A 13,104-nucleotide genomic window follows, 5' to 3' on the forward strand; every position below is an offset into this window, starting at 1 on the left:
ATCAGAACAGACCTTCAATCTGACCCTTGTCGTCCAGACGGATGAAGTCCGCCGACGGCGTCTTGGGCAGGCCGGGCATGCGCATGATATCGCCGCACACCGCGACGATGAACTCGGCGCCTGCCGACAGGATCACGTCGCGCACCGGCACGACGTGGTTGGTCGGTGCACCGCGCAGGCTCGGGTCGGTCGAGAAGCTGTACTGCGTCTTGGCCATGCAGACCGGCAGATGGCCATAGCCATCGGCTTCCCAACCCTTGAGCTTGTTGCGCACGCTGCTGTCGGCGGTCACTTCGCTGGCGCGGTAGATGCGCTTGGCGATCGTGTCGATCTTGTCGAACAGCGACAGGCCGTCCTCATAGATCGGCGCGAAGTTGGACGAACCGCCCTCGGCCAGGGCGACAACCTTGCGGGCCAGCTCTTCGGTGCCCTTCGAGCCATTGGCCCAGTGGCTGCACTCGACCGCTTCGGCGCCAGCGGCTTCCGCGATCTCCTGAACGACGGCCATTTCCTCGGCCGTGTCGGTGACGAACTGGTTGATCGCAACGACCACGGGCACGCCGAACTGACGGACGTTCTCGATGTGACGGGCGAGGTTGACGCCGCCCTTGCGGACCGCATCCGGGTTCGCCGTGCCGAGATCGGCCTTGTCGACGCCGCCGTGCATCTTGAGCGCGCGGATGGTGGCCACGATGACCGCCGCCGAGGGCTTCAGGCCAGCCTTGCGACACTTGATGTCGAAGAACTTCTCGGCGCCGAGGTCAGCGCCAAAGCCGGCTTCGGTCACCACATAATCGGCGATCTTGAGGGCTGTCTTGGTGGCGAGCACCGAGTTGCAGCCATGCGCGATGTTGGCGAACGGCCCGCCGTGGATGAGCACGGGGTTGTTCTCGAGCGTCTGCACGATATTCGGCTGCAGGGCATCCTTGAGCAGCACGGTCATGGCGCCCGAGGCGTTCAGCTCGCGCGCCAGCACGGCCTTGCGGTCGCGCGTGTAGCCGGCGTGGATGTTGCCGAGGCGACGCTCCAGATCCTTGAGGTCCGAAGCAAGGCAGAGGATCGCCATGACTTCCGACGCCACGGTGATGTCGAAGCCATCCTCGCGGGGGTAGCCATTGGACACGCCACCGAGCGAGTTGACGATCGAACGCAGGGCGCGGTCGTTCATGTCCAGCACGCGACGCCACGCGATACGACGCGGGTCGAGGCCGAGCTTGTTGCCCCAGTAGATGTGGTTGTCGATCAGCGCTGCGAGCAGGTTGTTCGCAGAGGTGATGGCATGGAAGTCGCCGGTGAAGTGGAGGTTGATGTCCTCCATCGGCACGACCTGCGCATAACCGCCGCCGGCAGCACCGCCCTTGACGCCGAAGCACGGGCCGAGCGACGGCTCACGCAGCGCCGCAACCGTCTTCTTGCCGATGGCGTTCAGGCCGTCAGCAAGGCCGACCGTCGTCGTGGTCTTGCCCTCGCCTGCTGGCGTCGGGTTGATCGCGGTGACGAGGATGAGCTTGCCATCCTGATTGCCCTGGACGCTGTTGATGAAGTCCCAGGACAGCTTCGCCTTGTAAGGGCCGTAGTTCAGCAGCGCGTCCTGCGGGATGCCGACCTTCGCGCCGACCTCGGCGATGTTCTGCATCTTCGCTTCGCGTGCGATTTCGATGTCGGAGCCTTGAGCCATGATTCTCCTAGCCTTTCCATGATACGGCCCGGAACGGGCCGACCGTCTTTGTCCGGAATTAATTGAGCGGCAACGGACGCGAGCGCGTCAGATGCCCTGCTTGCCCTTGAAGTTCACGATCCACTCATTGGTCTTCACCAGACCGCCGAACGGATAGAAATGGAGGTGAACCTTGCCATGTTCCTCGCCCAGCGCGGGGACGAGATCGGCGATCACCGGATCGGGACCGGCGCTGCCGATCAGGCTGGTGATCGAAAGGCCATACTTCTTGACGACCTTGGCGGAGGTGCCGACGCCGCAGCGCGCGGCGAAGCGGAGCAGCGTCTTGATCGAGGCCGGGCCGGCAAGGCCGATGCGCACGGGGCCGTCAATGCCCTCGGCGCGGATCTGCTTGAGCCAGTCGAGCACCGGATCGGCATCGAAACCGAACTGAGTCATGATCGAATAGTCGATCCCCTGCTCCTTGAGCGAGGCGACCTTGTCATGCATCGCCTTGACGAGCTTTTCGTTGGTGATGTCCGGGTGACCTTCCGGATAGCCGGAGATGCCGACATGCTGGATGCCATATTCCTTGAGCGTGCCCGAGGAGATCACGGCCAGCGCGTCGTCATAGGGCCCGAGCGGTTCGGAAGGATCGCCGGCGATCACGAACACATGCTTGAGGTCGATCTGGGCGGCGAGCATGTCGAGGAAGCGATTGAGGTCTTCCTTCACCAGCAGGCGCCGTGCGGAAATGTGCGGAACCGGCTTGAAACCGAGGTCCTGAATGGCCCGAGCCGCGCGGACGCGATCCTCGAACTCGGCACCCGGCAAGAAGGTGCAGGAAATGAGCGTGCCCTGCGGGATCATGTGCGCGGCATTCTGCAGCGCTTCCACGTCCTTGGGCGTGATTTCGAGCGAGTAGTCTTCAAACAGCCGCGCCAGTGCGGTCTTGTCCAGGGTTGCCGTAGCCATGAAAAGTCCTCGCCTCGATTAGGGCTTACTGTGTTTTTAGAAGGTCGTCGGGGCGGCCACCCCGGAGGATGGCCGCCCGCAACGGATCAGGATCAGGCGTCGACGCGAGCGCTGCGCCAGCCGCCCTCGTACGTCTCGCGCGCGGTCACCGAATAGGGAACCGGGCTCACGACGGCACGAACAGCGATCTGCTTGTGCGGCTCGACGGTGGACTTGCGCGTGCCGCCATTTTCCTCGCCCCACAGAACCGTCAGCTCGGTGCCGACGGGGATCTCGTGGTCGATCGTCGCGAGCGAAAGCGCGCGCTTCTCGTTGTACGAGTAGCCGGTGAACATCGAGATGCCGACCGTGTTGCCAGCGGCGTCGAGGACGGCGTCGGCATTGGTGTTGGCATAGTTGGCCAGCGGCAGGTCGAAGAACTTGTAGTGCGAGTCGGCGTCGGCATCGAACAGCGAACCATAGATCTTCGCCATGTCGTCGCCGTTCCAGGCCAGCGTGACCTTCTTGCGCTGCGTTGAAGCGTCGAGGGCTTCGAGCGCTTCGCGGCCGATGAAGTCGTGGTCGAACTTCACGAACGGACCGTAACCGATCTCATAAGGATTGGTGTAGTAATCCTCGATGTTGTTCGAGACGAACGAACCGCCGATCGCGCCGGTGGCTTCGTAGCTCTTGGCCGGCAGCCACTCACGATAGGCCTTCAGCTTCTCGCCGGTGTAGATGGCGGGCAGCGGGCTCGGGATCCAGCCGGATTCCAGCGTGTTCGAGGGATAAGCGCGCGAACCGACCTGCACCAGGCCAAGATCCTTGCCAGCCTCGACGATGGCGCCGCGGATGTCTTCCATCTCTTCGTACGGACCCCAGATTTCGAGGCCGGGCGCACCGGCCATGCCGTGACGGAGCGTGCGCACCGAGCGGCCAGCGATGTTCATCGTGGACATGTTGAAGAAGCGGAGCTGCTCGAGCTTGCCGCCATGCAGCTTCTCGATCACGTCCCAGGCGTTCGGACCCTGGATCTGGAAGCGCCAGTAGCTGCGGTTGACGGGCTTGCCCATCGGACGCGAAGGCGAGCGGTCGTCATAGACGATCTCGACGTCGTAGCCGCCGGTCTCGGCATGGTACTGCAGCCAGTTGGCAGCCGGCGCACGGCCGACATAGCAGAACACTTCGGGCTCTTCCCAGAAGATGATGCCGTCGCCGATGACGTGACCATAAGGCGTCACGGGCACATACTGCTTGGCCTTGTTGACTTCCCAGCCCTTGGGCGAGTTGATCATCGTGTCGGTCAGGAGCTTGAGCGCGTCCTTGCCCTTGATGAACAGGTTGACCATGTGGTGCGACTGATCGAACAGCACGGCAGCGTTGCGCCAGGCCCACTGCTCGGAGCGCCAGTTGGAGAATTCCGGAGCAACGACCGGATACACATAGGCGCCGATCTGGCTGTTGCGCAGCATTTCCACCGGATTGCCGGCGGCGTTGAGCACTTGCTCAAGATTGGTAGGGTTGGACATCAGAGAGCCTCTCCATTTGGATCGCGAGAAACAAGGGTCTGCGTTCGACGAGAACGTCGAATCGATGGACGGGCGGAACATACGAAATTTTGTATGTTACACAAACGAAAAATTGGAAGGCCGCCCAGACCCTCCGGCGCAGAAATTAGCGAATTGATAGGGATTTATCACCTCGCAACGGCGTCAAAAAATTGCACGTTCATGCTGCACCAGCGAACCAGTTTCGCGTCCCTTCGGAGCCGGTTCGCACGGATCGCCGGTTCATGCCATTTCCACGGCGCGGGGTATCATGCGTGGCCATGTTGCTGCGCAATATGATTGAGGTCGCGCGGGGCCTAAACCGGCTCACAGGAAGGGCCGGACGGGGTCTCGACCATCCCAGTCCTGCGTCTGCTCCCAGAAAGCCGTGAAGCCCGCATCCATGCCCGCCGTCGCAGGAATCAGCTCGACGAAGCCCGGCGCCCCCGGCCCGCCCTCGAAGAACGCCACAGAGCCACCGGTCGGAACCGGCGCCCGCTGGACCAGTGTTTCCCCACGCGCGATCCGGCGCGCCACCTCGTCCTCGATGTCCTCGCGCGCGACGCCAAAGTGATGGAAGCCATAGCCCACGCGATCGATCGTCTCCTTGTAGACCGACGGATGGTCGTCCAAAGGCTGGATCAGCTCGATATTGGTCGAGCCGGCAAAGCTCATCGCGATGGCGCTGCTGCTCTTGCACGTCTCGCCGCGATAGACATGATCCGGCCCCCCGAAGCTCGGCAGGACGAACCAGGGACCGACGCCCGTGCGCTCGATCCACCAGTCGATCGCCTGATGGATGTCGCGGACCACATAGGCCATCTGGCAGATGGTGCCGATGTCGCCGCCGAAGCCAAATTTCCTGGTCATCCGTCTCTCCTCTTCATTCTTGTTCTGCGATGGTCGCCAGAGCACCCGCGAGGGTTTCCGGCATGGAAATGAACGGGCTGTGGTCGCTCTCGAGCGTGGTGACGCTGCGGCAAGGCAGCACCGCCTGCATCGCGCGTTGCACGTCCAATGGAAAGGTCCGGTCCTGCGCGCATTCGATGTAATGGCGCGGTACGCGGCCAAAGCGAGCCCCAGTGAGGCGCAGCGCGGTCCCGAATGGCCTCACCGGTTCGTCAATGAGCTGCACGGCCGACTGCCGCTGGTCCTCAGGACTGCACAGCTGGTAGAAGAATTCCGCCGCTGCGGATGGGTCGAACCGCAAGCCAAGGCCTGCATGGACCGGGCTGAGCGCGGCGCCGAAGCGGCCCGTCTCCATCGAGCGCCCGATCATGTCATAAAGGCTTTGCCCGTCGGGGATGAGCGCGCCGCTGATATAGACCAGCGCCGCGAACGCCTCCGGCGCCAGTTCGGCGGCCTGACTGGCGATAATGCCGCCGCGACTATGGGCACACAGGATCACCGGCTCAGCCTGGCGGCGGGCCTCCCCGACGATAAACTGCGCCCAGCCCTCCAGCGAGACCTGCGCCATGGCGCGCGCGTCGCCACCGGCACCCGGCAGGTCCGGCGCGATCATGCTGTGCCCGGCCCGCTCCAGGGGCGCGCGCAGGCGGTCGAAGCACGACCCGCTATGCCAGGCCCCGGGTATGAACATGAAGCGGGCCACGCGATCTCAGCGAACGTCGATCACCACCTTGCTGAAATGTTCCGAACCGCTGCCATGCGCAAAGGCCGCCTTGGCATCCTCGAACGTATAACGGGCGCCGATGACCGGCTTGATGCCGTTGACGTCAATTGCCGCAGCCAGTCGTCGCGCCATGCCGCGCGAGCCGACGAAAATACCCCGCAGCGTGCCGCCGACGAACATCAGGCCTGATGGGTTAGGCCCGCCAACGGGATTGAGCACGCCGATCAGTGCAACTTCGCCATTGTGGCGCAGTGCGGCCATGCTTTGCTGCACCGTGCCGGCACCGCCGACCTCGACCACCTTGTCGACGCCGCCCATCGTGGTGGAGACATGCTGACCCCAGTCCTCGATCTCGCGATAGTTGATGAGATGATCGGCCCCCAGCGCCTTGGCGCGCTCCAGCTTGGCGTCGCTGGAGGAGGTAATGATGACCTCGCAGCCCGCCGCCTTGGCGAGTTGCAGCGCGAGGATCGACACCCCGCCGGTGCCAAGCAGCAGCACGCGTTCGCCGGGTTTGACCGGCCGGGGGCCTTCAAACAGCGCGTTCCAGGCCGTCACACCGGCGCAGGGCAGGCAGGCGGCCTCGGCGTAGCTGAGCGACTTGGCGATGGGGACCACGCCCTGCTCCGGCAGAACGACCACTTCGGCGAGCATCCCGTCAGCGCCGGCCGCGCCGAGCGCGAGGCCAGCCGCCGGATTGGGCGGGCCATCGTCCCAGCTCTGGAAGAAGGTACCGGCCACCCGGTCGCCCCGCTTGAACTGCGTCACGCCCGTCCCCACGGCGATGACTTCGCCCGCCCCGTCCGAAAGCGGGATCGTCGGGTTGGGCACCGGACCGCCGAGATAGCGCCCGAGCACCACCGCCTGATCGCGATAGTTGAGCGAACAGGCATGAACCCGGATCGCCACCTGGCCGGGGCCGGGCGCGGGCTGATCGCGCTCGACCAGATGAAGATCGTCGATCGAGGTGGCCCCCGCCGCCAGTTGCCATGCACGCATCGTCAAACTCCTTCACTCATCTCAATTCACTGTACCGCCGACCGCAGCGCCTAGCGGTCGCCAGACCAGGTCCGCAGGCCCGGCGCGGTGCGGTCTTCGCTGGCCAGCGCCTCGGCGACGGCCGGGCGCGCCTTCACCCGCTCGCGCCAATCGACGATCCGCGGGTAGTTGGTCGTAACATCCAGCTCCGGGAACATCCGCTCCACCATCGCGCCGCAATGGCTGAAGAAATTGATGTCCGCCGTCGTGTACATCTCGCCGGCCAGCCAGGGCGTCTCACCAAGCTGGGCCTCGATCTTGCGCAGCGCATAGATGATCTTGTCGGTCGCATTGGCGAGGTCCGCCTCGGAAAAACCGGAACGCGCGGTCGCCCATTTCTTGCGCTGATCGGGGAGCGGAATATGCTCGAGCAGCTTCTCGAACTCGCCATTCTCGATGTTGCGCGCGATCACGCCGACGAGCCGGTGCCAGCCATGCATGGAGACATAGTTCATGACATGCTCGTCCACAAACTTGTTCCAGTAGCGCACCTTGGTCTTGCCGAGCGGATCGTAGGGCATCAGCGGGACTTCGGGAAAGACGTCTTCCAGATACTCGTTGATGACGGTCGTGTGGGTGATCACGGCGCCATTATGGACCAGCACCGGCACCTGCCCTTCCGGGTTGATCGCCTTGAACCAGTCCGAATGCTGCTCGAACTTGTGGAGATCGACATAGATCGATTCATAAGGCAACCCCTTCTCCTTCAAGGGGATCATCGACTTGAGCGAATTGGCCAGCGGCTCGGCGTGGTAATATTTGAGCGTCATCGTGAGGGTTCCTTAAACTTCGAGCGTATCGAGCACGCCGCCATCGACTGCCCAGTTCTGCGCCGTCACATGACTGGCAGCCGGTGAAAGGAGGAAGCAGGCGACCTCCGCCAGTTCATCGGCGCTGCCCATCCGGCGCTGGGGCACGCGCTGATTGATGCGCGCGGCTTGCTCGGGCGGGATCAGGTCAAAGGCCGGCGTTTCGATGAAGCCCGGGACGATGCAGTTGCACCGCACACCCTGCGGCGCCAGTTCGACGGCGATGGCGCGCGAGAGGCCAAGTACGCCATGTTTGGACGCGACATAAGCCGGGTTCATCGCCATGCCGCGCTTGCTGGCCATCGATCCGGTGACGAGGATGCTGCCCTCGCCCGCTTCCACCATTCCCGGCGCGAGCGCCTGGATCGCCCAGAAGACGCTGGTGAGGTTGACACGGATCACCTCGTCGAACAGCTCGGGCGAATAGGCCAGCGCCGGCGCGAAGTTGCCCGCGAGCCCGGCATTGGCGAACAACCCATAAGCCGGCCCGAAATGCCCCACGGCCTCTGCCAGCGCGGCTTCAAGCGCGGCTTTGTCACCGACATCGGCGGCGAAGGCAGCGGCATGATCGCCAATGGCCCGGGCCTGATCGGCCAGCGCGTCCTTGCGCCGCGCGAGCATGGAAACCCTCGCGCCACGGGCGGCGAGCATCCGCGCCGTCGCCAGTCCTATGCCGCTGGATGCGCCCGTGACGATCACATGCCGCCCCGCAAAGTCTGTCATGGCCTCTCTCCTCTCCCTGCGCACCGTCTAGCGCGGCGCGATGATCTCGATCCACGGCCCCAGGCCCGGGCTGCTCCCGGCCTTCGCCGCGTCGGCAGGATCCCATATCTGCGTCATCAGCGCCCGCGCTTGTTCCTCGGCGACGCCCAGCACATCCCGGCGGTAGCGATAGACGAAGGCCGAAACGCGCCAGTTCATGATGCAGTGGATATGCACCGGCGCGTCATCGGCCTCCAGCGCCGCGACGAACGCCTGATAGTGATCTTCGGTCGGTGCATCGAAGGGGATGGGGATATGCGTGTAACGCAGCCCTGCCCCGGCCATCTCCGCGGCTTCATCCGGCAGGGCCTCCGGGTGACTATCCAGCGCGAGATTGATGACATGGCGCACGCCAATCTCGGCAAGGCGCGCAGGATCGCCCGACTGAAGTCGCCCGGACGTCGTGATCCGCGCATCGACGCGCAGAAAGTTCCGGATGTCGTCCGGGTCCGCCATGTCCCTCGACCGATCTCGCCCCCCTCCCCGGCTGAGGAGGGGGCGCTCATTTGTGGATCAAAGGGCGATGATGACCGATTTCAGCTCGGTATAGGCCTCGACGCCCTGACGGCCCTGCTCGCGGCCAAGGCCGCTTTCCTTATAACCGCCGAACGGCAGCGCGGGGTCGATCATCGAGTGGCAATTGCCCCAGATCGTGCCGGCCTTCAGCTTCGCGGCCAGCTTGTGCATGGCCGAGAGATCTTTGGTCCAGATGCCCGCCGCAAGGCCGAAGCTCGTGTCGTTCGCCTGCCGCGCGACTTCATCCAGATCATCGAAGCGCTGGGCTACGACGACGGGGCCGAAGATCTCCTCGCGCACCACGCGCATGTCCGGCTTCACGTCCACCAGCACGGTCGGGTTGACATAATAGCCGCCCTCGCTGGCCGGCGCATCGCCGCCGACGGCGACAGAGGCGCCCGCCTTCTTGCCGTCCTCGATATAGCCCATCACGCGCTGCATCTGCTCGTCGCTGACCAGCGGCCCCATATGCGCATCGGGATCGAGACTGGCGCGCGGCTGCCAGAATGCGGAGGCTTCCACGAAGTTCTCCAGCACGCTGTCAAACACGCTCTTGTGCGCATAAAGCCGCGAGCCAGCGACGCAGACCTGGCCGGAATTGAAAAAGATCGCCTGCGCCGTGCCGGGGCCGACGACCTTGGGGTCGACGTCCGGCAGCACGATCACCGGCGACTTGCCGCCCAGCTCCAGCGTGACGCGCTTGAGGCTGTCCGTCGCGGTGCGGTTGATGATCTTGCCCACTTCCGTCGAGCCGGTGAACGCGACCTTGTCGACATCGGGGTGCCGCACGAGCCGATCGCCAGCGGTGTGGCCATTGCCGGTGATGATGTTCACCACGCCGGCCGGAATGCCGGCCTCGGCAATGAAGTCCGCAAGGCGCAGCGCGGTGAGCGACGTCTGCTCGGCGGGCTTGAGCACCACGGTGCAGCCGGCGGCCAGCGCCGGGCTGATCTTCAGCACAGCCATCAGCAGCGGGAAGTTCCACGGCACGATCTGCGCGGCGACGCCGATCGGTTCGCGGCGGACATAGCTGTGGAAGGCACCCCGCGGTGCCGACATGGGCTCGATCATCTCGCCGCCCAGCTTGGTCGCCCAGCCTGCCATATAATGCATCATGCCGATGGCGCCGGGCACGTCGATGGCACCGGCCATGCCCTTGGGCTTGCCATTGTCGATGGCTTCCAGCTCGGCCAGTTCATCGGCATGGGCGCCCAGGATATCGGCGAGCTTGCGCATCATCGTCTCGCGAACGATGGGCGGCAGGTCGGACCAGCGGCCATCGTCGAAAGCGCGGCGGGCAGCGGCGACGGCCCGATCCACATCGGCATCGCTCGCATCGACAAAGCGGCTGATTTCCTTGCCGGAGCTGGGATCGATCACGCCCAGCGTCTCACCGCCGGTGGAATCCACCCACTGCCCGTCAATAAACAGCTGCGGCTTGCGGGCGAGCGCCTTCTTGGCCGCTTCCGAATAGGGGAATTGCTCGAGCTTCACGTTGCTCATCTGGTTCATTCATCCAGCTCCTCTTTGAACCCGGCTCAGCGTGCCGGGCATGTCATCTGCCCAGAGCGCTCCGACGCTACTTGGCGGCGAAGGAACGCGCATGACCCAAATCATCGATCTCGACGACAGGTTTAGGACAAAGTCATGATGAGAGTCGATGGGGTGATTGCGGGAGCGTAGCGATAACCGTCATTGCCGCCATTCATGCCGCGCCGGCAGGTCCAATAGGCCTGCTCAGGGGCCGTCTGATTTGTGTCAGATGGCCCCTTTGGCTGCGATCAGATCTGATTGGTCCGCGCGAACCGGGCGATATGTTCGGCCGCGCGGAAGGTGAGGGCCTCGATCGTCTGCGTGGGCTGACCGCGCCCGGACGTCACCATGCTCGATCCGTCGCACAGGAACAGGTTCCGCACGTCATGGGTCCGGTGATATTTGTCGATGACCGAGGTCTCCGGGTTATTCCCCATGCGGCAGGTGCCGAGCAGATGGACGCCGCCTCGCCCTTCGCCGACTTCACTGCGGACGACCTGCGTCGCGCCGGCGGCATCCATGATCTCCACCGCCCGATCGGCCTGCCAGTTCGCATGCTTGGTGTCGTCAGGGTGATCCTTGTACGTCACCCGGATCGCCGGAATGCCCCACTCGTCCTTGAGTTCGGGATCGATGTCGACGCGGTTGGTCTCCTGCGCCAGCGACGTGCCGTGGCCCGAGCAATTCATCCAATAGGTGTAGGATTCGAGATATTCCTTGAATCCCGGCCCCCATGTCGGCGTGCCCTTGGGAACGCTCTGCCCCCAGGTGAGCGGCCCGCCCGAGCGCGCGTCGAATCCGCCGCCACCGTAGAAACCGCGCTTCTCGTCGGCATCGTAGAAATCGTGCAAGATGCGGGTGACGTTCGCGCCCTTATATTCGTTGAGCGGCTGCTCGAACCGGGCCATCGCCCCGCCGCCCTTGTTGCACATCAGATAGCGCCCGACCTTGCCGCTGGAGTTGGCCAGCCCATCCGGGAAGGCATTGGTCGCGGAGTTGAGCAGCAGCCGCGGCGTCTCCGCACCATTGGCGCACACGACCACGGCGCGGGCATTCTGGAACTGCTCCTTGCGATCCTTGTCGAAATAATGGACGCCGGTGGCGCGCCCGGCATCGTTCATGCCGATGCGGAACACGTAGCTCTCCGAGCGGATCTCGCAATTGCCTGTCGCCTCGGCCTCGGGGATCACCGTCCAGACCGAGGAGGACTTGGCCATCACCTCACAGCCAAAGCCGCCGCACAGGCCGCATTGCGCGCAAGGCGGACGATCCTTGTAGATTACCGAATTGATCGCCAGCGGCGCCGGGAAGGGATGCAGGCCGAGCTTGCGGGCGCCGCGCTCGAACAGCACGCCGGAAGATTTCACCGGCAGCGGCGGCATCGGATAAGGCTTGCTGCGCGGCGGGTCGAACGGGCTGGCACCGGCCAGGCCGGACACGCCGACTTCCCATTCCACCATCGTGTAATAGGGTTCCAGTTCGGCATAGGTGATCGGCCAGTCGACCAGATCGGCGCCGGGAATGGAGCCCCACCGGCTGCCTTCGATAAAATCGATCTCGTGCAGTCGCCAGAAATTGGCGTTGAAATGCGCGCTGCTGCCACCGACGACGCGCGCATAGGTCAGCGCATTCCGCTCCATGCGCTGCGCCGGCTTGCTCGGGTCGCTGCGGAAGGTTTGCGGATTGGCCGTCGGGCTGTTGGTGATGCCGGACAGGTGCCGGTACTTCAGCTCGTCATGCTCGAACTCATAGGCCTCCAGCCGAGGCCCCTGCTCCATCACCACGACGCTGTTGCCGGCGCGCGCCAGTTCCCGCGCCATGATGCCGCCCGAAGCGCCCGAGCCGACGACGATGAAATCGACTGTTTCGCTGGTCTTGTATGTCTTGCGATCCATGCGGCGCCTCCGTCAGGCCATGTAGGGCTTGGTGCCGGGATAGGGCTCGAACCCCGGATAATCCTTGTCGTAATAGCCGAAGGGCGGCTCCCAATAATGGCTGTCGATCACGCCGATCAGCTTGGTACCAACCCCCTCGAAATTGCCGCCATATTTGGGCATGGCGATGAGGCCGAGGACCGTCAGCCGCCGCACCGCTAGGAAGAAGGGCGTCTTGTCGACCTCCTTGAGCCAGGCGATCTGCTGGGCGTCCGGCGCGGCGGAGAATGGCGCCTGCGTTCCATATCTTGCGGCATAGCCAGCGTTGAACTCGGTCAGGCCGGCCTTGAAGGACGGCCATTGCTCAGCAAAGAAGCTGCCCATCGCATTGTCGATGAAGTAGACGATATGCGCATCGCGCGCGCCCGGCATGGCGCCGCCCGGCACGATCTGGTTGGCGATCGCATCGACATTGGCCGCTTCCGCAGGGCTCAGCGTCGTAAAGCTCGTATGCCCCTCGCCCGCTCCTGCGCTGCCATGACCATGCCCGACATGCTCTGCGGCGGATGCGATCTGTGGCCAGTTCAAGGTCACCCAGGCCGCGCTGGCCAGATTGCCGACGGCAGCGAGAAACTGGCGGCGTGATGGGGAAGTCTGGGTCATAAGGCACTCCGAAACCGGCCGGAAAGTGCCATGATTGAGCGCTGCCAGGGGCTCGGAGGGAATACGTCAAACTACGCATTGCGAGGTCGCGCCGGGGCAGCGCAAATGCGCGTCCGCC

At 64.2% G+C, this 13,104-nt stretch carries 12 protein-coding genes; all 12 read right to left on the reverse strand.

Annotation, left to right across the window (positions count from 1 at the left end; genetic code table 11):
- Position 1: 1 nt before the first annotated feature.
- The 12 genes from M2333_RS05205 to M2333_RS05260 all read right to left on the reverse strand — a co-directional run bounded on the left by M2333_RS05205 (position 2) and on the right by M2333_RS05260 (position 12,986).
- Positions 2-1,678, reverse strand: coding sequence for a formate--tetrahydrofolate ligase (locus M2333_RS05205; RefSeq protein WP_181559667.1), 1,677 nt, complete (start codon positions 1,676-1,678; stop codon positions 2-4).
- Positions 1,679-1,765: 87 nt separating this feature from the next.
- Entirely contained in the window at positions 1,766-2,632 is an 867-nt protein-coding gene (locus tag M2333_RS05210; RefSeq protein WP_264570305.1) for a methylenetetrahydrofolate reductase, read from the reverse strand.
- A 92-nt stretch (positions 2,633-2,724) separates the two neighbouring features.
- On the reverse strand, positions 2,725-4,140 hold the full coding sequence (ligM, locus tag M2333_RS05215) for a vanillate/3-O-methylgallate O-demethylase (RefSeq protein WP_181559665.1): 1,416 nt from the start codon (positions 4,138-4,140) through the stop codon (positions 2,725-2,727).
- Positions 4,141-4,485: 345 nt separating this feature from the next.
- Positions 4,486-5,028, reverse strand: a complete 543-nt coding sequence (locus tag M2333_RS05220; RefSeq protein ID WP_264611058.1) for a VOC family protein — start codon at positions 5,026-5,028, stop codon at positions 4,486-4,488.
- Between the two features lie 13 nt (positions 5,029-5,041).
- A complete protein-coding gene (locus tag M2333_RS05225) occupies positions 5,042-5,758 on the reverse strand; it encodes an alpha/beta fold hydrolase (RefSeq protein ID WP_264611059.1) in 717 nt (238 codons plus the stop codon).
- A gap of 18 nt (positions 5,759-5,776) precedes the next feature.
- On the reverse strand, positions 5,777-6,790 hold the full coding sequence (locus tag M2333_RS05230; RefSeq protein ID WP_264611060.1) for a zinc-dependent alcohol dehydrogenase family protein: 1,014 nt from the start codon (positions 6,788-6,790) through the stop codon (positions 5,777-5,779).
- Positions 6,791-6,840: 50 nt separating this feature from the next.
- Positions 6,841-7,599 (reverse strand): glutathione S-transferase family protein, encoded by a 759-nt coding sequence (locus M2333_RS05235; protein WP_264611061.1) that lies wholly within the window; start codon positions 7,597-7,599, stop codon positions 6,841-6,843.
- A 12-nt stretch (positions 7,600-7,611) separates the two neighbouring features.
- On the reverse strand, positions 7,612-8,361 hold the full coding sequence (locus M2333_RS05240) for an SDR family NAD(P)-dependent oxidoreductase (RefSeq protein WP_264605215.1): 750 nt from the start codon (positions 8,359-8,361) through the stop codon (positions 7,612-7,614).
- A gap of 27 nt (positions 8,362-8,388) precedes the next feature.
- On the reverse strand, positions 8,389-8,856 hold the full coding sequence (locus M2333_RS05245) for a protein tyrosine phosphatase family protein (protein WP_264611062.1): 468 nt from the start codon (positions 8,854-8,856) through the stop codon (positions 8,389-8,391).
- A 57-nt stretch (positions 8,857-8,913) separates the two neighbouring features.
- Positions 8,914-10,428, reverse strand: a complete 1,515-nt coding sequence (locus tag M2333_RS05250) for an aldehyde dehydrogenase family protein (protein ID WP_181559658.1) — start codon at positions 10,426-10,428, stop codon at positions 8,914-8,916.
- A gap of 269 nt (positions 10,429-10,697) precedes the next feature.
- Positions 10,698-12,344 carry a GMC family oxidoreductase gene (locus tag M2333_RS05255; protein WP_264611063.1) on the reverse strand — a complete coding sequence of 549 codons (1,647 nt, stop codon included), beginning with the start codon at positions 12,342-12,344 and terminating at the stop codon, positions 10,698-10,700.
- A gap of 12 nt (positions 12,345-12,356) precedes the next feature.
- Positions 12,357-12,986, reverse strand: a complete 630-nt coding sequence (locus tag M2333_RS05260) for a gluconate 2-dehydrogenase subunit 3 family protein (RefSeq protein WP_264611064.1) — start codon at positions 12,984-12,986, stop codon at positions 12,357-12,359.
- Positions 12,987-13,104 lie beyond the last annotated feature (118 nt).

Source organism: Sphingobium sp. B11D3B, assembly GCF_025961735.1.
Lineage (GTDB): Bacteria > Pseudomonadota > Alphaproteobacteria > Sphingomonadales > Sphingomonadaceae > Sphingobium.